We start from the raw sequence: 26,820 nt of genomic DNA on the forward strand, positions 1-26,820 counted from the left end.
TGCTGCGCAGCTTCCGTTTTGGTTGAATCATAAGCTAATACGGTATAAATAGGAAAACCTTTCTCTACTTTTAAAAGATTCTAGAATCAGTTATTCAAATAAAAAAAGAAGAGGCCTCTGTCAGCCCTCTTCCCCTGTCTGTCTTTCATCTATTTGATTTCAATCGGTACTTCCCAATTCACGTCGTGTTCCACCGTATATTCAGTAAAAGATACAGAGAGATTTTTCGGTTGTTGCTCCATGCGCGGAATCTCCAACGTGCCTTTGAAGTGTACGCGTCCGTCTTTGTCTCTATTGTATTCTGCATCCAAGTCCGCTTGGTAGGAGCTCCCATGTTCATCCTTTGCAGACCAAAAGTTGGTTTCGACTACGTCTTTTCCTAACGTACCCTCTACTGTCACCACAGCTTTACCTGGTTCCACGTCTTTACCGGGCTCCCATGCAAAAGAAGAAAACGTAAAGGTACTGCCTGACTCATCCTTGAATGTGGCTGCTTTCTTGTTTCGTTCTGTTGGAACCAGATCGAATTTAGACGAAGCCAGTTTTTGCTCGTATATTTTTTTGAGCTGAAGCTTTAATTTTTGTTCACCCTGTATCGGGGCAAATGTATGCCACCACTTCATAACATCGCCTTCTTCTTTGCCGAAAGTTCCAGATACCGGAAGTATATTTTTTACTTCCCTAAGTCCTTCATCCAATAAGTTCATATCCCAAGCTGCTACAACCTCACCTTTTTCGTTGGTAACTTCGTACGCAATACCCTCTCCCGAAAAAGCAGGTTCACGTCTTTTTTGCGTGGTATTAATGCCTTTCGGATGATCCTTATCGTATTGAATCACTGTCCGTTGACTCTCTACATAAGCTGATTCTGGGATGGTTGTATCTAGCATGACCCGCGTAGCACTTGGGGAAAATTCGACTTTTTTCATTTCAATATTGAGTCCCAGTGGTGATCGAAATACGGTATCCTTGAAAGCAACTGTTTTGGTCGCTTCCTTGGCTTTCTTCATATCAATGGGAATTTCCAATGCCCATTTTCCTGGTTTTTCTTCGAGTTCTACCTGTTTTAATTGTAAAGTCAGTTGGTCCGGAGTAGCCTCAACAGATTCAAAAATATTGTTCAAAAGAAGCTCTGTGATGAAAAACTGTCCATGCTTACTTTCTCGATCCCTCTTTCCGACCTTTTCCAACCAATCCTTTCCGGTTGAATCAATCAATTGAACCTCCATAATATGGTCTTCTTCATCAATCTGTTTGCCGGACTGGTCGTACACATCATAGATGACCGCAATCCGCATCGAGTCAGCCATCAGCTCTTTTGCTTCGAAAGTAATTCCTTGATCCGTTACCTTTTGCTCCAGCTTTTGGACAAGGCCTTTATGGACGGCATTTTTCATGCCACTATCCGCATCCTTTTCAATCTGGAACAAGCTATTCACATAATTCGCAAACGTCGGTGATACAACGGTTCCTGTCACTACTAACGCCGTAAGTCCTGCTACTACCAATCCTGTCTTCTTCACAATATCCCAGCCCCTTTGTCTTCTGGTTCGGGAGGAGTGCTTCCGTGCCGTACGTGTGGGAATCGCTTCGAACAGTTTACTCATGACCTCGTTCGTAAACGTATCGGGTACAGGAACTTCCGGATAGGTGGAAAATTCCTCTTCCAGCATGTGATCTACCCACTCTTGCAGCTTTCTTTGGCATTGTGGGCATTGTTCTGCGTGCTGCTCTAATCCTTTGCTTTCGGAAGGGGAGAGCTCGCCATTTTCATAGAGCTTCCATTGATTAAACATGAAGCATGTCATAAACATCTCCCCCTCCCATTGTTTTCGTCAGGCTTTTCTTCAGCTCTTTACGGGCACGGAACAAGCGCATTTGAACAGCGCTCTCCGTAAGAGACAATCGCTTGCTGATTTCCCGATACGACAGACGCTGCAAGTAGTGCAGGACAAATACCTCGCGATACTCCTCATCCAGTTGCATGATACTTCGTTCCAGATGGGCGTCCCGTTCCTTTTTTAACAGGGCGGTCTCTGGTGTCTCTGGATCAATGATCTGTTCCTCCACGATTGCCGTCTGCTCTGTCCTTTTGCGTCTTCTCATTTCATCGAGACAGTGATTGCTCGCGATTCGATACAGCCATGAAGAAAACTTGTGCTCAGGCCGATAGTCTTTCAATTGGTAAAAGGTTTTGGTAAACACGTCTTGAGCCAAATCCTGTGCATCCGGCATGTTACCGATCATTTTGTACAAGTAAGTAACGATCTTACCCTTGTACCTGTCGATAATCTGACTGTACAACTGATGATGGCCAGCCAGGATTTGCTCGATCAATTCCCGATCGTCCGGCATTTTTACTACTCCTCCATCTATAACCGATCAGCCTAGGGGAATGCTGCGCAGCTTCCGTTTTGGGTGATTCACCACTAATACGAATTTGCTGGAAAATCCTTTCTCCTGTTTTTAAAAAAATCTTATTTTCCTGTCAAAAGAGGTACTTCAACGTTCACATCGCGATGCTCCTTCAACATACTGTCAAAGGTGATCGTCATTTGCTTCGGCAAGGATTTCATCTCCTCGATTTCCAAATTCCCGCTTACTTTCATCCTTCCATTTTGATTGGCGGATTCCTCGACATGGTATACCGCACTGTACTTTTTGCCCTTTTCGTCCGTCACGTACCATGTATCAAACGGGAAGATCCCCACAACTCCTTCCGCTAGCGTCCCCTCAAATTCGATGTTGTGGCGATCCTCTCTGCTTCCCTTAGATACCTTGTGAAACGTGAAGCGAGTCCCATTCTTTTCTGCCGTAACTGGTTTTGCTCCCACACTGGCAGGGTCCAGTTTTACGCTGAATCCTGGCTCTTCCTCTGTATAAACAGCTTGCAGCTTAAAGGTTAGACCATTCGATTCTTTCAGGTCGTGGAAGTAATGAAATTGTCGCAGCCCTTTTTCCACTGGAGCAGACTCGCGCCATTTCATCGTATTGATTACGTTTTTCTGAATGCTCTCATCATGGATAGCAACTGCAGAGTCCCATGCGCCAAGGACGACTCCCTTTTCATTGACAAGCTGATAGCTGAAGTCCTTGTTATTCGAATCAATCACCACTTCTGTTCCACTCGGTGCAAAGGTAATCTCTCGCAAATCGAACTGAAATCCTTGGGCAGAGGTATAGGACTGATTGACAGCCACTGTTTTCGTCGCAGCCTTTGCTTTTTTCAAGTTCACGGGTACCGACAGCTGCCAGTTGCCTTTGGTACTGCCCATCTTTTTCATGTGGAACTCTACGACCAGCTCGTTCGGCAGCTTGTTCCCATCGTCAAAATAGCTTCTGAGCTCATGTTCAAACAGGATGTAATCCCCTATCTGGTTTGTTTTCCACGACACTTGATTAGGGGATGAGCTATGTAAAACCTTGCCCGCTTTATCCTTGATCGTGATTTCTTGATATTCATGGGTGGGGGCGTGGAAATTATCCCAATACACATCTGTTGTCTTGCCGTCTTTGTCTTTTACCCCGGCGATGATACTGATGCGCAGCGGATCTGCTAGAACCTCTTTTGCTTCCAAGGTAAAGCCTTGATCGGTCACTTTCAGATCAAGCGGCTGGGCAAATCCATTTTGAGCGGCTTGCAAAATTCCAGGATCTCCAGCCTTTTGCGAGACAAACAAGCTAGTATTCACAGACGGTGCTGCATTCACCACTGTTGCCTGACTATTTGTGAAAAGCGCCGGGGACACGAGGATTCCCGTTGATACAACGACTGCCAATGCTGCCACACTTAATGCCATCTTTTTCATAACTGCTCCACTCCTTGTTTTCCTAGATTCACTCTATATTCACGAGAAACAATCGTTCGGTTCACGAGGAGCACGCAAAAAAAGAGCCCGACAGCCTGAACGAATCAGGATTACCGAGCTCACTTGCTATCAAATTTATTTCATGGATGGGAGTACTTTAAACACGTGCAGCTAGTACCCGGGCGAGCAACTCTACCAGTCTCCGCGCATACTCGCCTGTGGTATCCCTTGCCCCTGAGAATTCCGTTACTTCCATACTTGTCACGCGTGAATCTCGTAAGACAGTTGCCAGCAATGCCTCCACTTCCGACAGGGACAATCCAATCTCACTTGGCGAATAGGCAGCCGCCATCGCGTCTTTGTGCATGATATCTACGTCGAAATGAACGAGGATTTTCGCATCAGGCGGGATCGATTGGAGCAGATGAGAAACTCGTTCCACGATGCTTCCTTCTGTGAGCTGGGCCAAGGTCATGACCTCTACGCCAAATGTCTCTCCAGGCATCTGCTGACAGCCGACAAGGCGGATTCGCTCTGCATCCCAGCCGCTTGGTTCGATCCATTGTCCGTGATCCTGAAGCAAAAACCATAATCCCATCCCTGCCGCCCCAATACAGCGGGAAGCCGATGGCACTACTGCATCCAGATGACCGTCAAGCACCAGCAGATACGCATTCTCTTGATGAATAGCCCGATGAGCCTGCGCCGTTGCAACGACCAAACTGCAATCGCCGCCGAGCATCAAGACAAAGTCGTCTGTATCGAGCCACTCTTGCGCGTCCTTTTGTAGCACATCCCAAAGCATACGAGGAGCCGGCCAATTACGAACCGGTGGAATATTATGGCGCGGCAAATCATCGGGAAGATGCAGATTACCTACATCCTGCACATCCAAGCCACGCTGCTGCAACTGCTCGATCAATCCTGCTGTACGAAGCGCGTCCGGAGCTAATTCTGTACCAGAGACATATGCTCCTGTGAAATGCGGGATACCAGCTACTTTTACGTTTATAAACAGTCCCTCCCAAGGAAATTCATCGTATGAACATCCCTAAAAGTATATCACAGCTTCGTTTGCAATAATTGGATGAGATCACTGACAGACGGCTGTAACCAACGATCTGGCATGGATGCTTTTTCCCCGCGTAGCAATTGGCAAGCAAGCGCATTCGGATGGACATCTGCACTTAAGAAATACACTTGGTTTACAGGTTGCGGGAGTGCGTCCATGACTTCTACATATTTGTTGACATACACTTGCAACGCATCCCGATAGGCTGGAGTGGTTAGTGCCGCGCCACACCACACGTCAATTCCGGTCAACGCCTTGGCATGGGCTGCATCCAAGCTTTTTGCGAGCGAGCAGACAACGAACAATAGCTTCTCTGGCGCCAGCTTGAATCGCTTCTGATACTGTTTGGCAAAACGGGCAAGTGTCGCATTCCAAGACGGCGTATCGTAGCTGCCGAGATCAGGGATGCATTTGAGTGCTCCTACCAGTTGTTCGTCTTTTTTCATAAACAACAGACCGTCAATCACTTGAAACGAAAGCCCGGCTAATTGCCCAGACAAAAACTCACCCACCCGCTCATGCATGACGCGAGAGATTCGCTGTGAGGATTTGCGCTTTAATTTTTGCCGTATGCGCACCTCTTCTTCCTCCAGGTAGACCCGTATCAGCCTGGAAAACAAATCTGCCTCCCTAGTTGACCCTAGTATCAGGCACTCCAAACGGCTATAGGCGTCTGCCACGCTTTGGTCCCATTGCCCTTCTTTTTCTGTGCCCATCATTAACCTCCCTCACATCATATCGGGTGCGTGATCGGCCACGACCAGCACATCCATGTGTCGGACCTCCCGCAATAATCGCTGGATGACCGAACCCTCGAGAATTTCTTTCCAGCGAGTCCGCGCCGACTGCCCGATGACGACCTGTGTCGTTCCTTTTTCGTTCATATGCAAGACCAGCTTGGTGAAAACCTTACGTCGGGAAGGGGCTTCGTATCGTTCGAAACGACCTCCGAGCCGCTCTGTTAGTGCTTTCAGCTTCGCCAGCTGTGTCTCTTCCTCTTCTGTCAGCGACGGATGATCCTGCACGTAAGCGACATGCCAGGACGCCTTCAGCCGATAGGCAATGCGGAACCCTCGGCGAATCAATCGTTCACTGTCTGCGCGCAAATTCACACAGACAAAAATGACTTCCTGCTGCCGCCAAGGCCCGCGCAACGTTCGTCGCTCCCACGCCTCCAAGCGTTCATCGACATCGTCAGCCACTTCACGCAAGGCCAGCTCTCTTAATGCGATCAAATTCCCTGTTTTGAAAAAGTTGGTCAGCGACTGCTCCACCTTTTCCATCGCGTAAATATTGCCCTCCCGCATCCGCTGACGCAGTGCTTTCGGTGAAATATCAATCAGCTCTACCTCATCTGCCTGATGCAGAATATGGTCCGGCACCGTCTCTCGCACGCGGATTCCCGTGATTTGCTCGACGCTGTCGTTCAAGCTCTCGAGGTGCTGAATATTCATCGTGGATATGACGGAAATACCCGCAGCCAAAATCTTCTCGACATCGTGGTATCGCTTCTCATAGGCACTCCCCGGCACATTCGTATGTGCCAGCTCATCTACCAATACGACCTCCGGATTTCGCCGAATAATTTCGTCCGTGTCCATTTCTTCAAGCGTCACGTTTTTGTATGGAATGCGCTTGCGCGGGATAAGAGGAAGTCCCCCTACCTGCTCAATGGTTTCTTTTCGTCCATGCGTTTCCAAAAGCCCAATCACCACGTCAATGCCATTTTCGGCGAGCTCGTTTCCTTCTCTCAGCATTGTGTACGTCTTGCCGACACCAGGTGCGGCTCCTACATATACTTTTAGCGTCCCACGCTTGATTTTCCCGATTTCCTCCTGCATCTCCTCATCGGAGAGGCGTCGGTACGGATTGGCCGTTACCGCTTGTTCTCGCTTGGTCGGCATGACGCGCTCACCGTCCCGCTCAGAACGATCTGCCACGATCAAGATATCGATATTTTTCGTTTGCCGAAGAATCTTATGAACGATGGAGCCATACCATATCTCTTCCCAGCGCGTACGCTTGGACTGCCCCATGACGATTCGGGTCACATTATTCTCCATCGCATAAGCGACGAGCTCGTTTGCTACGTCTTTTTCACGTGCAAGCATCTGCTCTTCAAAGGTACCTCCGACTTTGTCCACGAGCTTTCCGATGGATCTCTTAAAAGTCGCTTCTTCCTTCGTCAACTTCTTAGATAAAGGGAGAAAACAGACGACCAAGAGCTCTCCGCCGAGTCTCTTGGCAACCTGTTGTCCGCGCCGAACCAATATCGAGCCGTTCCAATGATACTGGGCAGAAACCAGCACCTTCTCTGTGGCTCCTGAAGCCCCCACCATGCCGTGCTTCTCCCGATAATCCTCCAAATCCTCGTTTACGCCCGTAGCAACAAAACGCAGCGCGAGTTCCCGCAGCATATGCAAATTGTCTCTGCGAAACAACGGATGCTTGGTTCGAGTCGGGTTGCGATCGTCTTCTTGCAGCCGTTTCAGAATGGCTTCTGGCGTGACGTCAAGCAGCTTCACCTCGTCTGCCATGGCAAGCGTATCTTCCGGGACACACTGGTCGATCCGCACTTCTGCCTTCGTCAGTCGCTCTGCCATCTCTTTCATCCCGGCCAACTCGTAAATGTTGACCGTCGCAATCACACTTATATTGTGGTTCAGCAAATACTGAACATCGTCCAAGCTGGTTGGTCGCGGGGCATCTGGACGATTGCGATGAGCCAAACCGTCTACGAGCACGACTTCCGGATCTCGTTCGATAATCGCTGCAACGTCCAGATCATGTCTCGCTTCCCCGAGGGAATACCAGATGATTGGCTGGATTTGCTCCAAGCCCTCCCGCTTTTGCGCCAGCTTGGGATGAGTGGCCTCACCTGAGCCAGCTACAACCACATCAATCCCTTTTTTCTTAAGCGTCTGTCCTTCCATTAACAGATGATAGGTTTTCCCTGAACCACTGACTGCCCCCAGAATGATTTTCAGCCTGCCCCGGTGCATTCTGGAGATGGACTGCAAGATTTCCTCCGGGGACTTTCGCCGAAACTGCTCTACCATCTCGCAGCCCTCCTTCTATCTTTACTTCTTCAATTCGTCCAAGGCCAAATTCAGCTTCACCACATTGACACGCGGCTCCCCGAAAACACCCAAGCTTCTTCCGTCTGTATTGGCTTCAATCAGTGCCTGTAGTTGTACCGGTTCGAGATTGCGCGCCTTGGCTACACGCGCTACTTGTATCTGGGCAGCTTTTGGCGAGATATGCGGGTCCAAACCGGAAGCGGAATTGGTCAGCAAATCAGCCGGAATGTCTTCCTGCTTCACGCCAGGATTCGCTGCTAGAAATGCGGCGATATCCTTTTGCGTACGTTCGATCAGGGCCGGGTTGGATGGCGCGTAGTTGTTCGAGCCAGAGCCTGACGCATTGTTATCAATAGAAGAAATGCGTCCCCAGAAGTACTTCGGATCGGTGAAGGTCTGCCCAATCAGCTCGGAGCCGACCACCTTGCCGCTCGCATCGGTGATGAGACTACCACTTGCTTGCGCAGGCATGATAACCTGTGCAACCCCTGTCATCGCCAGCGGGTAGGCAATGCCGCAAATCAGCAGCAAAACGAGGCTGAGACGCAAATTTTTCAATATCATATCGGTTCACCTGAGCTTTCTTTTTTCAATATGAGTTACACCAGATTCAATCCGACCAAAATCAAGTCAATCAGCTTGATGCCCACGAACGGAACGATAATTCCTCCCAAGCCATAGATCACCAGGTTGCGGCTAAGCAGCTTTGTCGCGCTCATTGGCGTGTATTTCACGCCTTTCATCGCCAACGGAATCAGGATCGGGATGATGATCGCATTGAAGATCAACGCGGACAGAATCGCACTTTGCGGTGTAGCCAGACCCATGATGTTGAGCGCACTCATTTGTGGGATCGCCAGCATGAACATCGCAGGAATGATCGCGAAGTATTTCGCTACGTCATTGGCGATACTGAACGTCGTCAATGCACCGCGTGTCATCAAAAGCTGCTTGCCAATCGCCACAACCTCGATGATCTTAGTCGGGTCAGAATCCAGATCGACCATGTTCGCTGCTTCCTTCGCTGCTACCGTACCCGTGTTCATCGCCAAACCGACATCGGCTTGTGCGAGAGCTGGCGCGTCATTCGTACCGTCACCTGTCATGGCGACCAGTTTGCCTGCCGCTTGTTCTTTGCGGATCAGTGCAATCTTATCTTCCGGCTTGGCTTCGGCTACGAAATCGTCCACACCTGCTTCGCGGGCAATCGTCGCTGCTGTCAGCGGGTTATCCCCCGTGCACATGACTGTACGAATTCCCATGCGGCGCAGCTCTTCAAAGCGTTCGCGCATGCCTGGCTTTACGGTATCTTTCAAGTAAATCAATCCGAGAATCGTATTGCCTTCTGCTACAGCCAATGGCGTGCCGCCCGCCGTCGCAATCCGGTTTGCTTTTTCATCCAAGTCAGCAGGGATGTTGCCCCCTTGCTCTGTTACATATTTTTTGATGGCATCGACTGCCCCTTTGCGAATGAGGACGCCGCTTGCTAGATTCGTCCCGCTCATTCTTGTTTCTGCGCGGAACTCCACACCCTCGGAACCAGGCAATACCAGTTCAGCAGGTGCCAGACCTTGTTTTTTCGCCAGCTCTACAACAGAGCGTCCTTCCGGTGTTTCGTCATGGATGGAGCTTTGTGCAGCTACACGGTTCAATTCTGTGCTTTTGCTGTCGCCTACAGTGACAAACTCAGCAGCCATCCGGTTACCATGCGTGATCGTTCCCGTTTTATCTAAAATAATCGTGTTGATGTCACCGGATGCCTCTACGGCTTTACCAGACATGGCGATGACGTTAAACTGTGTGACCCGGTCCATACCCGCAATCCCAATCGCTGACAAGAGTCCGCCAATCGTGGTCGGAATCAAGCAAACGAGCAAAGCAATCAGTGTTGCAACTGGAATGGCTGCATTCACATAGTTCGCAATAGGCTGCAAGGTCGTGCAGACGATCAGGAAAATCAACGTCAAGCTAACCAACAGCGTATTCAACGCGATTTCATTCGGGGTCTTCTGTCTCTTCGCGCCCTCTACCAACGAAATCATGCGATCCAAAAACGATTCGCCGGGATCCGTCGTCACGCGGACGCGGATGCGGTCACTGACGACACGTGTACCTCCCGTGACGGAGCTGAAATCGCCACCTGCTTCTTTAATGACCGGAGCAGATTCACCCGTAATCGCAGATTCGTCCACAGAGGCGACACCCTCGACGATTTCCCCGTCGGATGGAATCAGCTCGCCTGCTTCCACTATGACCAGATCGCCTTTTCGCAGTTCTGTGGAACTGACGACTTGAATGCGTCCATCTTTCCCCACTTTTTTTGCTTGCGTGTCCTGCTTCGTTTTTTTCAAGCTCTCTGCCTGTGCTTTGCCGCGCCCTTCTGCCAAGGCTTCTGCGAAGTTGGCGAACAAAATCGTCACGAACAGGATAAAGCTGACAACGCCGTTGAAAAACGGGTCCGAAGCCCCCCCAAACAAATTGGGTGCAAACGTCAGGAGGAGCGTAATGAAGAATCCGATCTCTACCACGAACATGACAGGATTTTTCATCATCACACGCGGGTCCAATTTTTTGAAAGACTCGACAAAGGCCCGCTGGTACAAATCTTTAGGAAGCGCAACCGTGCGCGTTCTACTCATGGAAAATTACTCCTTTGCCTCTAGTATGGATATTTGTTCAAAAAGTCGGCTTTTCAGCACCGAGAAAGTGGCGAGAACCTGAAGAAGGAGGAGCGGAGTGTAGGGGACCTACATGAGCACCGGACTTCGAAGGTGAACGCTACTTTCCATGCCGAATTTGCTTCCACGATTACATCGTGATCAAAAGTCGACTTTTTGAACTTCCTCTAATTAACGGATCGTGAGCCACTCGGCGATTGGGCCAAGAGCAAGCACAGGCAGGAATGTCAGTGCGCCTACGATTACCACAGTCGCAATCAAAATCACCGTGAATACACTATTGTCTGTGCGCAGTGTACCCATCGTTTCTGGTACCGGCGTTTTTGCGAGCAAGGAGCCTGCTACCGCCAGCATCGTAATGATCGAAACATATCGACCGAACAGCATGACGAGTCCCGTAGAAATGTTCCAGAAAGGTGTGTTGTCGCCCAATCCTTCAAAACCGGAACCGTTGTTGGCTGCCGAAGAAGTGTACTCGTACAGCACTTGTGAAATGCCGTGGAAGCCTGGGTTCGACACTGCGGATGATCCCATTTCTGTCGCCAATGCAATAGCGGTTGGCGCCAAAATGATCAGGGGATGAACGAGAATCGCGATGGCGATCAGCTTCATCTCTTTACCTTCGATCTTGCGGCCGAGGAATTCAGGCGTACGCCCTACCATCAAGCCCGCCAAGAATACAGCCAAAATCGCATACATCAAAATGTTAATCGTTCCGACGCCATCTCCGCCGAATACGCAGTTGAGCATCATTTCACCGAGCGGAACCAAACCGCCAAGTGGCGTCAGTGTATCGTGCATGTTGTTCACGGTTCCTGTCGTTGCCGCTGTTGTCACGGCAGTGAACAAGGCGCTTTGTGCGATACCAAAACGGACTTCTTTTCCTTCCATGCTGCCCATTACTTGTGACAGGCCAGCCCGTTCCAGCGCCGGGTTACCGTTTACTTCATTGGCATACGCCGTGACCAGAAACGCCAGGAACATCGCGAACATCGCTCCAAAAATAACCCAGCCTTGCTTGCGGCTCTTCGCCATGAAGCCGAATGTGAATGGCAGTGACGCTGGGATCAAAAACATCGACATAATTTCGATCACGTTTGTTAGCGGTGTCGGGTTTTCAAATGGATGCGCGGAGTTTACCCCGAAGAATCCGCCTCCGTTTGTTCCCAAATGCTTAATGGATACGAGTGAAGCGACCGGACCGCGAGCGATTTGTTGCTCCGTTCCGCTAATAGTTGTCGCTGTTGCCGTCGGCTCCATTGTCTGCGGCACGCCTTGGGACACCAAGAGCAATGTCACGACAATCGCCAGCGGAATCAACACACGTGTATGAGCACGTACTAGGTCTACGTAGTAGTTACCGATGCTGCGCTGCCCTGTCAGCCCGCGCATGAAGGCCATCACGACCGCGATCCCTGTTGCTGGCGTTGTAAACATCAGGTAAATAATGACCAGCATTTGCGACAGGTACGACAATCCGCTCTCCCCGCTGTAATGCTGAAGATTCGTATTCGTCAAAAAGCTAATGGCCGTGTTAAAGGAAAGCAACGGCTCCATTGCCGTAATTCCACTTGGGTTTCCAGGCAGCATCCCTTGCAAACGAAGCAAGAGATAGGCAATGGCTACCATCGAAATGTTGCTGACCAGAACAGCCATTGCGTACTGCTTCCAGGTCATATCTGCTACACGAATGCCAGACAGCTTGTATATCGCTTTTTCCACCCCGCCAAAAACACGGTCCAATCGGGTCGTCTCCAGCGAAAAGGAGCGTGCCAAATATTTTCCCATCGGTATGGCGAGCACGAAAAGCACCACCAAAACCAACGCTATTTGTAAAAAGTCCACGACAGTTCCTCCTACTCCCTCTAAAAAATGGTTCCCAATAAACGAATGATTCTAACCCCTAGTATTTTTCCGGGTAAATCAATGCGTGGCACAGGTACATCGCAAGCCCTGCCACAATCAGCAGCAACCAGATCATTTCTCTTTCCCTCCCTGTTCTCTTACCACGGCGTCACAAAACTTGATGAGTGCAAAAAATACACCGAATGAAAGCGCCAAGAGCAGTATGGAAACCACGTCCATGCAATGTCCCTCCTTTTTTGCCGTACTAACTATTCCGTGAAGTCTGGCCGACTCGTCTCTCTCGCTTCCCCCTGCACAGGCTTCCTTTTTTGAAAAAACCTGCCATTTGGGAAAAAAATAGACCAATGCTTACGATTTCCCCGAAAGACCGCCGCATTTGACCGAACTGAAGATGGACAGACGAACGAAGTCGCCCGCATCCCGCGGCAAATAAAACGATCCTTTGTATCGGAGAAAAAGTACTCATTGGTCTACCTAACGCCCAGCCGACTTGAAGTTGCCTTCTTTGCGTTTTGTCTCCCGTTTCCTTTTTCCGAAAACAGTTATTTACTTGTAAGTAACAACGGTCATTGACCGTTTTTGAGCAAAACGAAAAGACCTGCATTACGTTTCGAGTCAACCCTTGTCGTCCCTCAATGGATAACAAAAAGGCCTCCTCAAACAGGCGGTCTTTAGACCTCCCTCGCTTTAGCCGACGAAGTTAGCTGACGGGTAGGATGGCGAAAGAGTTTCTCATCCCTCCCACGATTCATGCGTGGGATTAACCCCTACTGATTGGGTCCTCCGTTCCCGAGTGCCTCGGGATTTGGCCATATTTGCAATTGTTGGTTACGAGTCTCATTATACGTCCGGCATAATCGGATGTTAATGTCCTATTTCAGTCTTTTTCACACGATTTTTGCGTTCTTTATCCGTGTAAGCGATTTAAACCTATCAGGCCTCATCCGATCATGATATTTCATCGTTTCTCTCCTTTTTTCATTTATTTTCCCCATACTGCAAGAGCAGTCGTGCCTGATTGTTGCATCCATTCTTCCAATTGCTCCGCAGGTAATGGCTTACTACAGTAGTAGCCCTGCATTTCATCACACTGCTGCTCACGCAAAAAGGTTAGCTGAACTTCGTTTTCCACCCCCTCCGCCAGTACGTTCATTTGCAAGCTGTGCGCCATGGCAATGATCGACTTGGCGATGACGGCATCTTCGTTTTCTGTAATATCATTCACAAACGACCGATCGATCTTTAAGCGGTTAATGGGAAAATCGCGCAAGTAGCTTAGCGAGGAGTAGCCTGTCCCAAAATCGTCGATGGACAGCCATATCCCCAGATTTTTCAGCTCATGCAGGATTCCAATGAACCGCGTGGCGTTTTGCATGACGGCACTTTCTGTAATCTCTAGCTCCAGAAATTGCGGTTGCATCTGCGTTTCTTGGAGCACCTGTTTGATCATGCCAACCAAATTCTCCTGCTGAAATTGGCGGGCTGATAGATTCACCGCTATGCGCAGGGAAGGATAGCCCGCTTCTGCCCATGCTTTGTTTTGCTGACAAGCCGTTCGAAGCACCCATTCCCCAATGGGCACAATCAAGCCAGTCTCTTCCGCCAAGGGGATAAATTCGGCTGGCGAGACCATACCCCATTCAGGATGCCGCCACCTGAGCAGTGCCTCCACCCCGACCACCTGATTTGTTTTGCAATCGAGCTGCGGCTGATAATGCAGGCAAAACTCATTGCGCTCCAACGCCTTGCGCAACTCCTGCTCGACTGCCAGCCGTTCCGCCGCATGAAGGCTCATCGTAGACGAGTACAGGTTGTACCGATTCCTGCCCTTTTCTTTGGCACTGTACATGGCGGCATCTGCATGCTTCATGAGGGTTTGCGTATCCTCTCCATCTCTCGGGAAAATACTGATCCCGATACTTGTCGTGACAATGCATTCCCGATCCTCCACCTGAAGCGGCGATTGCAAGGACGCAATGATCCGATCTGCCAACGCAATCACCTCTGTCTCGTCAGAAATCGCAGGGAAGATCATCGTAAACTCATCTCCGCCCATGCGAGCCAATATGCCTGTCGTGCCGACATTTTCCTTTAATCGATGAGAGAGTGACTGGAGCAAGCAGTCCCCGAAATAATGCCCCAAGGAGTCGTTGATGTATTTAAAACGATCCAAATCAAAAAACAGGATTGCCATCATCTGTCCTTGCTGCTTCGCCTGGGATAGCGCAATCGTCAGCTCCGCCTCGAAAAGTCGACGGTTCGGGAGATCAGTCAGCGCATCGTGGTACGCCATGTGATTGATTGTCTGCTCTGCCTGCCTGCGATCCGTCACGTCGCGGATAATCCCGTGCAGCCCGGTGACACCGCCCGATTTTTCGCTAATTTTCACAATGGAGCCCTCCACTAAGCGCCTCTGACCGTCACGCTGGACAAACGCCCAGTCAATTTGCTGGACAGGCGTCCCGGTATGCGACACCCACCGAAACGCGTGCTTTAGCTTCAGGGCATCTTGCTTGCCCACATACTCCTGATAGCTTGCTCCCAGCAACTCATGCGCAGGTGCTCCAAGTATTTCAGAGAGTGCAGGATTCACAGCGAGAAACCGACCTCGCTCGTCCAATTCGTAATAACCGTCTTTGATGCTCTCCAATATCGAGTGAATCTTCCTTTCCTCGTTCTCCCAATACGTTTGTTCCAGCTGATGCGTATCACAGGCGTACCTCAGAGCCATGCGATAGCAGATAGCCGTGATGATCAAGATAGGCACTAACCCAGCCAGCCATACACCTCCTCGCGTTTCCTCCGTCAAGAAGAGCAGCAACAAGACGATGACAAGCATGAGCGCGGCAACCGCAGCAGCCAGCTTTAGCGCCGTTTGTTTTTGCCTCTCGATCCGTTGCTGCTCTAGCCATAGTCCCATACCCATCACCTATGTCTTGAATCTGCGAATCAAACTTTTTTGCTGGTGAGCCAGCTTGCTGAGTGAATCAAGGCACTCACGAAACGCCTCCACCGCACTGTTTTGCTGATAGGCCGCTTGTGCCACTTGATCAGCCCGCTCAGACGCCGCCTTCGCGATATGTGCAAGCTGACCCATTTGGGCTGTCACTGTCACCGTTTTGCCCGCGGTATGATCCAGACCTGTCGCGACTTGGTTCATGTGCATGGATACTTGCTGGACCGCCAGACTAATTTTTGCAAACGCATCCCCTGCTTCCTTTACGACCGTCACGCCAGAAGCGACCTCTGTATTTCCTCCTTCGATAGACCCTACTGCCCGGGCAACGTCCTGTCGCATCTGTTCGAGCATGTCAGCGATCTGCTCCGCCGCTTGCCTGGATTGATCTGCGAGCTTTCTCACCTCACCGGCTACGACGGCGAAGCCTTTGCCTGACGCTCCCGCTCGTGCCGCTTCAATCGCAGCATTGATCGCCAAAAGATTTGTCTGATTCGCCATCGCCTTAATGATAGCCACACACGCTTCAATCTCCCTTGATCGCGTGCCCAGCTGCATCACAGCTTTCTCTGTTGTGGTAAAAGCAGCCGCAATGTCTGCCATCTGCTGCACGGTGTTTGAGATGACTTCCATTCCTGTTTCGGCCGCCGCAGAGGCACTTTTGGCTGATCCGAAGACATGCTGCGCGTACTCCTCCATTTGTTTCACAGCTTCTTCTACGTGTTCCATCGAATCGACGGTTTGATCGGAGCCTTTCATTTGCTCCCCAGCGCCATCCACCAGCTCTAGCATCGCTGCGACAACCGATCGGCTGTTTTCCGTTGCTTGCAAGGCATTCGTCGCCAGCTCCTCAGAAGCATTCGCAACATGATCCGCTCCCGTACTGATTTGCCCGATCAAATTGCGTAAATTCCGCGCCATCTGGTTAATCGCTTGGGCTACCTGCCCCACCTCATCCTGCGTGGCGATCTGAATCTCTGCTCCTGTCAAATCTCCTGCTGCCATTGTTTCTGTCGCATCGGCAATGACACGAATGGATCGGCTAATTTTTCCAGAGATGATCCAGCCCAATCCGATGATCAAAACAAACATCCCAACACTCGTCACATAAATGTAGGAAAGCTCCTCAAGCACACTCTTTTCTACTTGCCTGATTGCTTCTTCTCCAAGTCCCAAACTGGCATCATAGCGCGCATTGATTTCAACCAGCTTTGTGTAATAGAGCTGCCCCAGCACTCCGATTAGCAGGGCCGTAGCGACAAAGCCGCACATGATTTTGGAACGCAACGATACGTTCACGTGAGTACACCTCCGTATGTCATTCATAGCTGTTTGGTTACCAGAACAGTTGCAGTCCCATATCAATCAGCTTGATTCCGATGAACGGAAAAATGATTCCTCCTACGCCGTAAATCAACAAGTTCCGGACGAGAAGCTGGTTCGCATTCATGGGCACATAGCGCACTCCCCGCAATGCCAGCGGGATTAAGAGTGGGATAATAATCGCATTGAATAAAAGTGCGGATAGAACAGCACTAGACGGAGACTGCAGGTTCATGATGTTCAAAAGCTGCATCTCGGGTACTTGCTCGACCAGCATCGCAGGGATGATCGCAAAATACTTGGAAAAGTCGTTCGCGATACTAAAGGTCGTCAATGCGCCGCGGGTCATGAGAAGCTGCTTCCCGATGGAAATGACCTGCAAAATCTTCGTCGGGTCTGAATCGAGATCGACCATGTTGGCCGCTTCCTTCGCAGCCGTTGTCCCGCTGTTCATCGCGATGCCTACATCGGCTTGGGCCAGCGCTGGCGCATCATTCGTGCCATCTCCGGTCATCGCAACCATTTTCCCTTGTGCCTGCTCTTCCCGGACGATTCTGATTTTGTCCTCGGGCTTGCTCTCGGCGATAAAATCGTCGACCCCAGCTTCTTTGGCGATGGTGGCCGCTGTCAGTGGATTGTCGCCTGTGCACATGACGGTCCTAATGCCCATTTTCCGCAATTCTTCAAAACGCTCACGAATCCCGGGCTTCACCGTATCCTTCAAGTAAATCAGGCCAAGAACCTGACTGTCCTTGCATACAGCGAGTGGAGTACCACCTTGCAGCGAGATTCGCGCGCTTTTTTCTTCAAGATCTGGTGGCACCATGCCCCCCCGCTCCCTGACATAGGCACTAATGGCGCTAACTGCTCCTTTTCGATAGTGGACGCCTTTGTAATTCAAACCGCTCATGCGCTCCTCAGCAGTAAACGGGATAATCTCTCCTTCGTACGCTTTGACATCGCAGACAACCTGATTTGCTTGGGCGAGCATCATGACGGAGCTTCCCTCTGGCGTATCATCGAACAGCGAAGTGAGCACTGCGACTTCCATCAGCTCCCTCTGGTCGACTCCCGCTACAGGAACGAATTCTGCCGCCAGTCGGTTACCATACGTGATCGTGCCTGTCTTGTCCAAAATGATCGTGTTGACATCACCAGCCGCTTCTACTGCCTTACCCGACATCGCGATGACACCAAAGCGGGTGACACGATCCATCCCCGCAATGCCAATGGCCGATAACAAGCCGCCAATCGTGGTCGGAATGAGACAAACGAGCAAAACGACCAAGACGGAGATATCCAGCTCGATACCCACATACGAAGCAATCGGAACCAGCGTGACGACGACAATCAAAAAAATAAGCGTAAAGACGATAAGAACTGTATTCAAGGCAATTTCATTCGGTGCTTTTTGACGCTTGGCCCCTTCAATGAGCATAATCATCCGATCCAAAAAAGAGTCCCCGGGGTTCGTCGTAATTTTCACGATAATAGAGTCACTAATGACACGTGTCCCACCCGTTACAGACGTCTGGTCGCTGCCCGCCCTTTTGATGACCGGAGCCGACTCGCCCGTGATCGCAGATTCATCAATGGAGGCCAAGCCATCGATAATGTCACCATCTCCTGGGATGATATCTCCTGTTTCGACCAAGACGTGATCACCTTTACGCAGTTCGCCAGATGAAATCACCTGCACACTGCCATCGGCTTTGAGTCGCTTGGCTTCCGTATCCCGCTTGGCCCTTCGCAATGTATCTGCTTGTGCTTTCCCGCGTCCTTCTGCCAATGCCTCAGCAAAATTCGCGAACAACACCGTGAATAATAAAACGGAAAAAACGACTGTATTCCACCCTACCTGATCCTCCGTACCAAAATACTTCGGAAACAACAGCATCAGCAAAATCAGAACCGTCCCGAGCTCTACGACAAACAGCACGGGATTCGATTTCATGACCAACGGGTTCAGCTTGCGAAAACTATCAAGTAGAGCCTTTCCTATCAATTGTTTCATAGCTCCTCCACATGCAATAACGCATAGATCAAATAGAGAAAAATACCAACAGCAAAAATGGAGACGATCACCACAGGAATGTCTCCCCCCTCTTTTTTCGTAGGTTGACAGCCCCAAGACGGCTGAGTAATATTAGGCACAATGATAAATTATGGGAGGTATGGCGTTTGGCCATCTCTAACAAAAAAAAGCTGGAAGCCGAAATCAGCGAAGCATTCATAAAATTTCAGCGCGATCTGATTGGACGAGGTCCACAGGAAGCGAAGACCTACATCGTCGGTGATATGGTCATCGTCAGATTTAAAGGTGTTCTCACCGTCGAAGAAAAGCATCTGTCCAGTCACGATAAAGGTCGCCGCATCGTCAAAGAAATGCGCGAGGTTCTCCGTGAGATGTACAGCGAAGAATCGGAAGAAATCGTAGAAAAGCTGACAAGCTGCAAGGTACTATCCAGCCATAGTGATATCAGCACGAAAATGGGTGAACGGATCGAGGTTTATGTATTGGACAAGGACCTCGAAAAAATATTAGGCTAATTTTACAAAGCGCGGCTCCGCCTTCATTTGCAGGCGGAGCCTTTTCTATTCCTCTCTTACCCACTCATCTGTTCGGCCAACCAGCCGTAGCCTTTATACCCGGGCTGGCTCACAATGACGTGATTCGCCCCGAGCGCCTTGTATAACATCGCGTTCCGATGTTCCTGCGTCATCACAAAAATCCGGCAGGTGCCAAGCTGCTTGAACAGTGTAATGAAGTCGCGTCCCTCCGCCCACTCATCGGGAAAGATGTAGACGGAATGGTAGAGCAGCAAGGATTCCTGATCGCGGTAGCACTCGTCAAATGAGATGGGCAAAAAACGCTGAATCGTCTTGTCGCAAGGCCCCGCTGTCAATGAAAAGGCACCGGGATTCCTTCCCCAAAAAGCAGGCAAACTGTCACAGCTTAGTGTCTGGACAAAAGAAGTGAAAGCTTCCCCCTTGCCCATTACGAGATAATGCTTCATAGCAGCGCCTCCCTTCCTTATTGGAGATCCTCAATGGACGAGATGTTCATGTACGAAGGAACCACGAGTCCTATTTTGGTTCCGTCGAGATTCGGACCCAAATCCTCGAATTGCCCACCAAACTTTTTCAAATAGCTCGTATCTGTAGACGGCAGCCAAGCCGCAACCATCCCATCTACATCCCCAATGGCCACTCCTGCCCACATCGGTCCAGTCTGCACCTGACTCAATTCGACTTCATACCCCAGCTTCTGCTCCAGCACATGCTCTACAACGTGCGAGCTGGCAATCTCGGAATCCCATGCTACATAAGCGAGAGTCAGCTTCTCTTTTTGGACAGGCTGGATGCCCTCCACCCATTTCGCTACTTTGGCTTCGTTGTTTTTTACCCATTCCGCAGCGGCCACTTCCGGATCTTTTCCGTCAATCATTTGGACCATGACTGACTCCATATCGGCTGGCTCCCACCAGAACTTATCCAGAAATTGATAGGCAGCAGGCTGATCCTCTTTCAGCCCTTTGCGCACGATGGTATGGATTTGTTCCGCTCCGCCAAAGCCGTTCTTCGGGTCCTCCAAATATTTCAAATCCATCTTTTTAAACATCCAATGCGGCGTCCAGCCCGTAATGATAATCGGTTCCTTCGCTTCGTACGCCTTGATCAAAGCTGCTGTCATCGCTGCATCGGAGCCTTCAACAAGCTGCCATTTATCCAAGCCATACAAGTTCATGACTTCCTCTGTCTTCACCATCGAGCCTGCTCCTGCGTCGATTCCGATGATTTTGTAGTCGAGCTTTTCTCCTAGCGCGTTGTCCGACGTCTCAGAAGGAATAGGACCGACTACCGTTGCTGTCGGTATTTGTGTGTTTGTGTTTTGACTGGAGCAGCCTGCGAGCCAAGCTGTCGCTCCCATCATCACTGCCAGTAAAGCTGGAACCGCTTTGTTCATCATATGTTTCTCTCCTTTTTTCCTGCATGTTGAGTAAGCCGATCCAAGACGATAGCGATGATCACGATGGATAGCCCCGCCTCGAATCCTCTTCCTATATCCACTTGCGATACGGCGCGATATACGTCTGCACCCAAGCCTTTCGCCCCGATCATAGCCGCTATGACCACCATCGACAGGGCGAGCATGATACACTGATTGACTCCCGCCAAGATCGTCGATTTCGCATACGGCAGTTGCACTTTCACGAGCTTTTGCCACCCAGTTGCGCCAAAGGCATCCGCTGCTTCCTCCATTTCCGCTGGCACCTGACGTATGCCTAAGTTCGTGAGACGCACGATTGGCGGCAAAGCAAAAATAACGGAGGCAATGACTCCCGGCACCTCACCCAAGCCAAAGAAAAAGATCGCGGGAATCAAGTAAACAAACGCTGGCATCGTCTGCATCAAATCCAGTATTGGCGTGACCAGATTGCGAAACGTATCGTATCTCGCGCAAAGAATGCCCACCGGAATCCCGATGGCGATCGAAATCATGGTGGCAGTGAGGACGAGTCCCAATGTCTCCATCGTTTCATCCCAGTACCCCAGGTTGTGAATGAGAGAAAGTCCGACAACCGTAAAGACCATAGACGCTCTCCCTGCAAAAACCCACGCAGCGGCCCCCAGCAGCAAGATGAGAATCAGCGAAGGTATCTCTGCCAAAACCGTGGAACAGTAAGTCACCATCGTAGAAATGACGATAGACACTGGATCAAACAATACCCCTTTGTACTGGCCCAGCACCTCCACGAACCCTTCCATCCATTCGCCAATCGGCAGCTTAGGCACGACGTCCATCACTCATCACCTCTGCTCTCTGGTGTTCTTGGACATTGACTTTGCCTACCAGCCCGCCTAGCACCGCTCCTTTTACGATGACACCCAACAAACGCTGCTGCTCGCCCACTACCGCAATCGGGACGTGCAGGTCTGCCATCATCGGGAACAAGCTGTGCAGACGTGCGTCAGGTGAAACAGTAGGGAGGTCGGTTTTCATAATCGTCTCCAGTGAATCCCCCGTACCGATCGCGAGTGATACGTCATACGCCGTAATCAAGCCGAGCAGTGTGCGCTTTTTGTCCACGACGTACAAGCTGGACACACCGTTATCCATCATGAGTTGCAGCGCCACTCGCGCCCCTTTGTCAGGCGTGATTGCTTCTGCCCGTTTCATCACATTTTCAGCAACGAGCACTCTGGACAGGTCGGCATCCTCGACGAACTTCCGCACGAATTCATCCGCTGGGTCTGCCATGATTTCTTCCGGGCGGCCGATCTGAATGATCTGTCCGTCTTTCATAAAGGCAATCCGATCACCCAGCCTCAACGCCTCGTGCAAGTCATGTGTAATGAACAGGATCGTCTTTTTCATCGTCATCTGAAGCTCCAGTAGCTCATCCTGCATGTCTTTTCGAATGAGCGGGTCCAGTGCACTGAACGCTTCGTCCATCAAGAGAATATCTGGATTATTAGCCAACGCCCGCGCCAATCCGACTCGCTGGCGCATCCCTCCGCTCAATTGATCCGGGTACGCATTTTCCCACTCGGTTAATCCAACGAGCGCAAGCGCTTCCCGTGCTTTTTCTTGCCGGAGTCCTGGTGGTACTTGTTGAATCTCCAAACCGAACTCGACGTTTTCTCGTACCGTCCGCTGCGGAAACAGGGCGAAGTTTTGGAAAACCATCCCGAGCTTCTTCCTCCTCACCTCGCGCAAAGCCGATGCCTTCATGTCCACGATCTCTTCCCCGTCGATCTCGATGCTTCCACTCGTTGGATCAATCAGTCGATTACACAGTCGGATTAAGGTTGACTTGCCGCTGCCGGACAGGCCCATGATCACGAAGATTTCACCTTCCTCGACTTCAAAGCTGACCTGATTCACCCCGATAGACTGGCCCGTTTGCTTGTAAATTTGTTCTTTCGTACGTCCTTCTGCCAGTAGCTTCAAGGCCAGCTCGGGCTGCTTGCCGAACACTTTTGTCAGTTGATGGACCTTCATTTTGGGCATGGTATCCCTCATCCTTCGTTTTTTCGTAAATGCAAAAAGCCTGCGAAGTTTCCACACTCCAGCAAAACCAAGCAGGCACGCTTGATTTATACTCGTGTAAAAAATCCGCAGGCTTACGTAATACCTGGCATCCCTTTTCAGGACTCCCTGTACTCTGTCTTCCTGATTTCGATTGTCAGCGGTTTATCTCGTACCGACTGCCTCCCAGCGATCCACACGTTTTTCGATAACGTCTGTATGGCGTAAGCTGCTCATCGGTATTTCCATAAAAAATAGGCCGATCCATCCTTTTTCTCCAGAACAAAGGTCCCAAAGAAAAAGCCTGCATCGGCCTATCACACGCCCGCAAGGAATCCCCTTGTTGCGTATTATATGCCTAGACTTTATCCATCCATGACCTTCCCTGCTTTGGCCGACGAGGTTAGCTGACGGGTAGGATGGCAGAGAAGACTTTTCCTCATCCCTCCTGATCACTCAGGATTAACCCCAAAAGATTGGTTCCCCCGCTTCCGAAAATCTCGGAACTAGGCCGTATGTGTTGTTTCTTGATTAAGCTTGATTGTGATTTGATTATACGCTCGCTTCCAGTTATTGTGAACGTTCGTTTAGCACGGTTTTAACCGGACTTTGTCTTTCTTTATGAATCGGATTGGATTAGCTCTCGGTTACTCATTCGATTAAAGGAATCGTGCGTTATTCTCTCTCGCATGTGGGGTGGGGAGGAAACAGGAGAAAACGCTCAGCTTCTTGGAACACCTGCGAGGGAGCATCGGTGCCCGGCTCCGTGAAAAAAAGCGAAACCGCGTCCAAAGTAGTCCATCAGGATGTGGCTCAGAGGTGGACGCTAAAGGCAGTTTCTCTTTTTTTCACTGCGCCTCGGTAGGTGTGTCCAAAGATCTTCGCTTATTTCTCCTGTTTCCTCTACGAGCTGTTGGGAGTCTACATGCATTTAATGAAGCACCCCCTTGAATGCTGCTTTCAAGATGTAAACAATAGTCGCTTGGGAAGAAGAACATTTCCAGTCCTAGCGCCTCTGGAGCCCAACTCAGCGTAGAAATGAATGGCGGGGGTTGTCAGCTTCAACCTCTGCGAATACATCTTCGAAACTCTACTTTTGAAGCGCTCCCGACATTCATTTCGGAGCGGACAGTCTAACCCCTTGCGGGGCGTAGGCCGAAGCGTAGACTGGAAATGGGCTTCTTCCCATCCCCTACAGCTACTCCAAGCAAAACAGCCAAAAAGCTCCCGCCTCATGGAATCAGGCAGGAGCTTTTTTCGATAGTAATAGCACGATGCTTAAACGACGTCGTAGCCTTGGTCTTCGATTGCTTCTTTTACTGCTTCGAGTGTCAATGTGCTCTCATTGTAGGAAACATCAACCTTTTTATCAGCCAAGTGCACTTTGCCTTCTGCACCCAGTTCTTTCAATGTATTCTCGATACGCGCTACACATTTGTTGCAAGACATACCTTCTACGTTCAATGTGATATTTGTCATGATCAATCTCTCCTTACATTTTATGTTGTATAGGTAAGGCGGACAAAGCCGCTTGTTACTGTTGTTACAGCTTCACTCGTTGCAGTCTCAGTGCGTTGAGTACAACGGATACGGAGCTGAAGGCCATTGCAGCACCGGCAAGCCATGGAGCGAGGAAGCCAATTGCGGCAATCGGGATGCCCAAGGTGTTGTAGGCCAGTGCCCAGAACAGGTTCTGCTTGATGTTGCGGATGGTGAGTTTGCTCATCTCGATGGCGTCTGCGACACTGGTCAGTTCGCCGCGCATCAAGGTAATATCGGCTGCTTCCATAGCCACATCTGTACCTGTACCGATTGCCATACCGACGTCAGCGGTAGCGAGTGCAGGAGCATCGTTGATACCATCGCCGACCATCGCAACTTTTTTGCCTTGTTCTTGCAGTTTTTTCACTTCTGCGGCCTTGCCTTCAGGCAGGACTTCTGCGATGACGTGATCGATTCCTGCTTCACGGGCAATGGCCTCAGCAGTTTGACGGTTGTCACCGGTCATCATGATCACAGTCAATCCCATTGCTTTCATGCGTTGAACAGCTTGCTTGGAGGTCGGTTTAATCGTATCCGCTACGGCAATCAAGCCAGCGAGCTTGCCTTCGACGACTGCGAGCATCGCCGTTTTACCGGAGCGCTCCAGTGCCAGCATGGTATCAGACACTGCTTGATACGAAATTTGATGTTTTTCCAGCAAGCGGCGGGTACCGACGAGTACTTCTTTGCCAGCGACGGTTGCCTGGATACCGAAACCAGGAATGGCTTCAAAAGAATCTGTATTCGTCAAGGTGATTCCTTTATCTGCAATTCCGCGAACGATGGCTTGAGCCAATGGGTGCTCGGAATTTTTCTCAGCGGCGCCGACCAAAGAGAGTAGCTCTTGTTCTTCGATATCAATGGTAATGACGTCTGTCAGTTCTGGCTCGCCTTTGGTTACAGTCCCTGTTTTATCGAGGACGATCGTATCCAGGTGGTGAGCAGTCTCCAGATGCTCCCCGCCTTTGAACAGGATACCCAACTCAGCTGCGCGTCCAGAGCCCGCCATGATCGAGGTCGGTGTTGCCAGACCGAGGGCGCACGGGCAAGCGATTACGAGTACAGCAATTGCTTTTTCCAAAGCCTCACCGAAATTGCCAGGTATAACGAAGAAGTACCAGATCAAGAAGGTAAGAATGGCAATCCCTACGACGATTGGGACAAAAATCCCCGAGATGCTGTCAGCTACGCGCTGAATCGGTGCTTTTGTTCCTTGTGCTTCTTCCACTACTTTAATGATTTGCGCCAGAGCCGTTTCTTTTCCGACTTTGGTTGCCTGGACCTTCAAAAAGCCGTTTTTGTTCAAGGTGGCGCCGATGACGGTATCGCCTGCGGCTTTATCCACCGGAATACTTTCACCAGTCAGCATGGACTCATCCACTGCGGACTGTCCTTCCATGACGATGCCATCGACAGGTACTTTGTCGCCCGGCTTCACGTGAACGACGTCGCCCAGTCTCACTTCTTCTACAGGAATGGTCATTTCGACGCCATCCCGCACGACTACTGCTATTTTTGCTTGCAAGCCCATCAGCTTGCGGATCGCTTCCGAAGAGCGTCCCTTTGCTTTCATCTCAAACAGTTTACCCAAGACGATCAACGTGATCAGTACCGCACTCGTCTCAAAATACAGCTCCAGCATATGGCCGCCATGAGCACCGATGGAGTTGATCGCGACCCATAAACTGTAGAAATAAGCAGCTGAGGTACCGAGAGCAACCAGCACATCCATGTTAGCACTCTTGTTGCGAAGGGCTTTGAAAGCTCCCACGTAAAACTGTGCTCCGATGATGAATTGTACCGGTGTTGCCAATGCGAGCTGTACCCACGGATTCATCAAGATTTCAGGCAGCCAGATAAACGAGGTGAAGGAAAAGTGGCTCACCATCGACCAGAGCAGCGGGAGCGACAGAATCGCGGAAATCCAGAACTTGCGGGTCTGCCGTTTGATTTCTTCCTGGCGACGATCTACTTTTTCTTCTTCTTTGCCTTCTTCCTTGCGAGCCGCCTGATACCCTAGCTTTTCTACCTTTTGAATAATGTCCGTCACACTTACCTGTGATGAATCGTACTCAACAGTGGCTGTTTCCATCGCCAGGTTCACGTTTGCCTTCAGAACCCCAGCTGTTTTGTTCAAGCCTTTTTCGATCCGTGTGGAGCAAGCCGCACATGTCATTCCCGAGATGTTTAGCTCCACCTTGTCAGTGACGACACCATAGCCGAGCGATTCAATTTTGGAGCGGATGTCGTCTATGTTCGTTTTCGATGGATCGAACACGACTGTGGATTTTTCCAAGGCCAGATTGACGTTGGCAGTCTCCACTCCCTCCATTTTTCCCAGGCCCTTTTCGATGCGCAGTGCACAAGCTGCGCAAGTCATCCCTGAGATTGCGACTGTTGCCTCTGCTGTTTTGGCACTCATATTAATCCCTCCAAATACCCTCAAGGGGTATATTTTAT

20 protein-coding genes and 2 riboswitches are annotated in these 26,820 nt (G+C 50.3%); of the genes, 1 reads left to right on the plus strand and 19 read right to left on the minus strand.

The window, feature by feature from the left end:
* Positions 1-149 precede the first annotated feature (149 nt).
* From HP398_RS26585 to kdpB (HP398_RS26645), 13 genes are all read right to left on the minus strand, one after another.
* Entirely contained in the window at positions 150-1,796 is a 1,647-nt protein-coding gene (locus tag HP398_RS26585) for a DUF4179 domain-containing protein (RefSeq protein WP_254476389.1), read from the minus strand.
* Positions 1,789-2,355 carry an RNA polymerase sigma factor gene (locus tag HP398_RS26590; RefSeq protein WP_173624130.1) on the minus strand — a complete coding sequence of 189 codons (567 nt, stop codon included), beginning with the start codon at positions 2,353-2,355 and terminating at the stop codon, positions 1,789-1,791. Before HP398_RS26590 ends, HP398_RS26585 begins: the two co-directional genes overlap by 8 nt.
* Positions 2,356-2,477: 122 nt before the next feature.
* A complete protein-coding gene (locus tag HP398_RS26595) occupies positions 2,478-3,809 on the minus strand; it encodes a DUF4179 domain-containing protein (RefSeq protein ID WP_173624131.1) in 1,332 nt (443 codons plus the stop codon).
* A 157-nt stretch (positions 3,810-3,966) separates the two neighbouring features.
* The gene (locus HP398_RS26600) at positions 3,967-4,821 is read right to left on the minus strand and encodes an arginase family protein (RefSeq protein ID WP_173624145.1); all 855 of its coding nucleotides are present in this window, start codon (positions 4,819-4,821) and stop codon (positions 3,967-3,969) included.
* A 50-nt stretch (positions 4,822-4,871) separates the two neighbouring features.
* Positions 4,872-5,597, minus strand: coding sequence for a hypothetical protein (locus HP398_RS26605; protein ID WP_173624132.1), 726 nt, complete (start codon positions 5,595-5,597; stop codon positions 4,872-4,874).
* Positions 5,598-5,609: 12 nt separating this feature from the next.
* Positions 5,610-7,940: a universal stress protein gene (locus HP398_RS26610; RefSeq protein WP_017247183.1), complete on the minus strand. Its 2,331-nt coding sequence runs from the start codon at positions 7,938-7,940 to the stop codon at positions 5,610-5,612.
* Positions 7,941-7,961: 21 nt separating this feature from the next.
* On the minus strand, positions 7,962-8,525 hold the full coding sequence (gene kdpC / locus HP398_RS26615) for a potassium-transporting ATPase subunit KdpC (RefSeq protein ID WP_106834889.1): 564 nt from the start codon (positions 8,523-8,525) through the stop codon (positions 7,962-7,964).
* A gap of 35 nt (positions 8,526-8,560) precedes the next feature.
* On the minus strand, positions 8,561-10,600 hold the full coding sequence (gene kdpB / locus HP398_RS26620) for a potassium-transporting ATPase subunit KdpB (protein WP_017247181.1): 2,040 nt from the start codon (positions 10,598-10,600) through the stop codon (positions 8,561-8,563).
* Between the two features lie 210 nt (positions 10,601-10,810).
* Positions 10,811-12,484 (minus strand): potassium-transporting ATPase subunit KdpA, encoded by a 1,674-nt coding sequence (kdpA, locus tag HP398_RS26625; protein WP_017247180.1) that lies wholly within the window; start codon positions 12,482-12,484, stop codon positions 10,811-10,813.
* A 58-nt stretch (positions 12,485-12,542) separates the two neighbouring features.
* A complete protein-coding gene (gene kdpF / locus HP398_RS31455) occupies positions 12,543-12,620 on the minus strand; it encodes a K(+)-transporting ATPase subunit F (protein WP_111914364.1) in 78 nt (25 codons plus the stop codon).
* A gap of 559 nt (positions 12,621-13,179) precedes the next feature.
* Positions 13,180-13,326, minus strand: a riboswitch (cyclic di-AMP (ydaO/yuaA leader).
* 161 nt (positions 13,327-13,487) lie between these two features.
* On the minus strand, positions 13,488-15,425 hold the full coding sequence (locus HP398_RS26635; protein ID WP_173624133.1) for a putative bifunctional diguanylate cyclase/phosphodiesterase: 1,938 nt from the start codon (positions 15,423-15,425) through the stop codon (positions 13,488-13,490).
* A gap of 9 nt (positions 15,426-15,434) precedes the next feature.
* The gene (locus tag HP398_RS26640) at positions 15,435-16,760 is read right to left on the minus strand and encodes a methyl-accepting chemotaxis protein (protein ID WP_173624134.1); all 1,326 of its coding nucleotides are present in this window, start codon (positions 16,758-16,760) and stop codon (positions 15,435-15,437) included.
* 37 nt (positions 16,761-16,797) lie between these two features.
* The gene (gene kdpB / locus HP398_RS26645; RefSeq protein ID WP_069851937.1) at positions 16,798-18,798 is read right to left on the minus strand and encodes a potassium-transporting ATPase subunit KdpB; all 2,001 of its coding nucleotides are present in this window, start codon (positions 18,796-18,798) and stop codon (positions 16,798-16,800) included.
* 167 nt (positions 18,799-18,965) lie between these two features.
* Between kdpB (HP398_RS26645) and HP398_RS26650 the strand changes: the two genes are divergently transcribed.
* The gene (locus HP398_RS26650) at positions 18,966-19,334 is read left to right on the plus strand and encodes a Na-translocating system protein MpsC family protein (protein WP_017247174.1); all 369 of its coding nucleotides are present in this window, start codon (positions 18,966-18,968) and stop codon (positions 19,332-19,334) included.
* A gap of 56 nt (positions 19,335-19,390) precedes the next feature.
* Here the strand turns inward: HP398_RS26650 and HP398_RS26655 are convergent, their stop codons facing one another.
* The 6 genes from HP398_RS26655 to HP398_RS26680 form a co-directional block, all read right to left on the minus strand.
* Positions 19,391-19,801 (minus strand): hypothetical protein, encoded by a 411-nt coding sequence (locus HP398_RS26655; RefSeq protein WP_017247173.1) that lies wholly within the window; start codon positions 19,799-19,801, stop codon positions 19,391-19,393.
* 17 nt (positions 19,802-19,818) lie between these two features.
* The gene (locus HP398_RS26660) at positions 19,819-20,754 is read right to left on the minus strand and encodes a glycine betaine ABC transporter substrate-binding protein (RefSeq protein ID WP_173624135.1); all 936 of its coding nucleotides are present in this window, start codon (positions 20,752-20,754) and stop codon (positions 19,819-19,821) included.
* The gene (locus tag HP398_RS26665; RefSeq protein ID WP_069851933.1) at positions 20,751-21,590 is read right to left on the minus strand and encodes an ABC transporter permease; all 840 of its coding nucleotides are present in this window, start codon (positions 21,588-21,590) and stop codon (positions 20,751-20,753) included. The genes HP398_RS26660 and HP398_RS26665 overlap by 4 nt, the downstream gene beginning before the upstream one ends.
* Positions 21,574-22,800, minus strand: a complete 1,227-nt coding sequence (locus HP398_RS26670; RefSeq protein ID WP_017247170.1) for a quaternary amine ABC transporter ATP-binding protein — start codon at positions 22,798-22,800, stop codon at positions 21,574-21,576. Before HP398_RS26670 ends, HP398_RS26665 begins: the two co-directional genes overlap by 17 nt.
* 394 nt (positions 22,801-23,194) lie before the next feature.
* Positions 23,195-23,341: riboswitch (cyclic di-AMP (ydaO/yuaA leader) on the minus strand.
* Between the two features lie 755 nt (positions 23,342-24,096).
* Positions 24,097-24,297, minus strand: a complete 201-nt coding sequence (locus HP398_RS26675; RefSeq protein ID WP_017247169.1) for a cation transporter — start codon at positions 24,295-24,297, stop codon at positions 24,097-24,099.
* A gap of 64 nt (positions 24,298-24,361) precedes the next feature.
* A complete protein-coding gene (locus HP398_RS26680) occupies positions 24,362-26,782 on the minus strand; it encodes a heavy metal translocating P-type ATPase (RefSeq protein ID WP_173624137.1) in 2,421 nt (806 codons plus the stop codon).
* Positions 26,783-26,820 lie beyond the last annotated feature (38 nt).

The organism is Brevibacillus sp. HB1.4B, assembly GCF_013284285.1.
Classification (GTDB): Bacteria; Bacillota; Bacilli; order Brevibacillales; family Brevibacillaceae; genus Brevibacillus; species Brevibacillus porteri.

Bases quoted from the DNA above. Each gene is read 5' to 3' on its own strand.
- HP398_RS26610 (WP_017247183.1), bottom strand. From the start codon at position 7,940: ATGGTAGAGCAGTTTCGGCGAAAGTCCCCGGAGGAAATCTTGCAGTCC.
- HP398_RS26655 (WP_017247173.1), bottom strand. From the start codon at position 19,801: ATGAAGCATTATCTCGTAATGGGCAAGGGGGAAGCTTTCACTTCTTTT.
- HP398_RS26660 (WP_173624135.1), bottom strand. From the start codon at position 20,754: ATGATGAACAAAGCGGTTCCAGCTTTACTGGCAGTGATGATGGGAGCG.
- HP398_RS26590 (WP_173624130.1), bottom strand. From the start codon at position 2,355: ATGCCGGACGATCGGGAATTGATCGAGCAAATCCTGGCTGGCCATCAT.
- HP398_RS26595 (WP_173624131.1), bottom strand. From the start codon at position 3,809: ATGAAAAAGATGGCATTAAGTGTGGCAGCATTGGCAGTCGTTGTATCA.
- HP398_RS26665 (WP_069851933.1), bottom strand. From the start codon at position 21,590: ATGGACGTCGTGCCTAAGCTGCCGATTGGCGAATGGATGGAAGGGTTC.
- HP398_RS26605 (WP_173624132.1), bottom strand. From the start codon at position 5,597: ATGGGCACAGAAAAAGAAGGGCAATGGGACCAAAGCGTGGCAGACGCC.
- HP398_RS26585 (WP_254476389.1), bottom strand. From the start codon at position 1,796: ATGTTTAATCAATGGAAGCTCTATGAAAATGGCGAGCTCTCCCCTTCC.
- kdpC (WP_106834889.1), bottom strand. From the start codon at position 8,525: ATGATATTGAAAAATTTGCGTCTCAGCCTCGTTTTGCTGCTGATTTGC.
- HP398_RS26675 (WP_017247169.1), bottom strand. From the start codon at position 24,297: ATGACAAATATCACATTGAACGTAGAAGGTATGTCTTGCAACAAATGT.
- kdpB (WP_069851937.1), bottom strand. From the start codon at position 18,798: ATGAAACAATTGATAGGAAAGGCTCTACTTGATAGTTTTCGCAAGCTG.
- kdpB (WP_017247181.1), bottom strand. From the start codon at position 10,600: ATGAGTAGAACGCGCACGGTTGCGCTTCCTAAAGATTTGTACCAGCGG.
- kdpF (WP_111914364.1), bottom strand. From the start codon at position 12,620: ATGATCTGGTTGCTGCTGATTGTGGCAGGGCTTGCGATGTACCTGTGC.
- HP398_RS26635 (WP_173624133.1), bottom strand. From the start codon at position 15,425: ATGGGACTATGGCTAGAGCAGCAACGGATCGAGAGGCAAAAACAAACG.
- HP398_RS26680 (WP_173624137.1), bottom strand. From the start codon at position 26,782: ATGAGTGCCAAAACAGCAGAGGCAACAGTCGCAATCTCAGGGATGACT.
- HP398_RS26670 (WP_017247170.1), bottom strand. From the start codon at position 22,800: ATGCCCAAAATGAAGGTCCATCAACTGACAAAAGTGTTCGGCAAGCAG.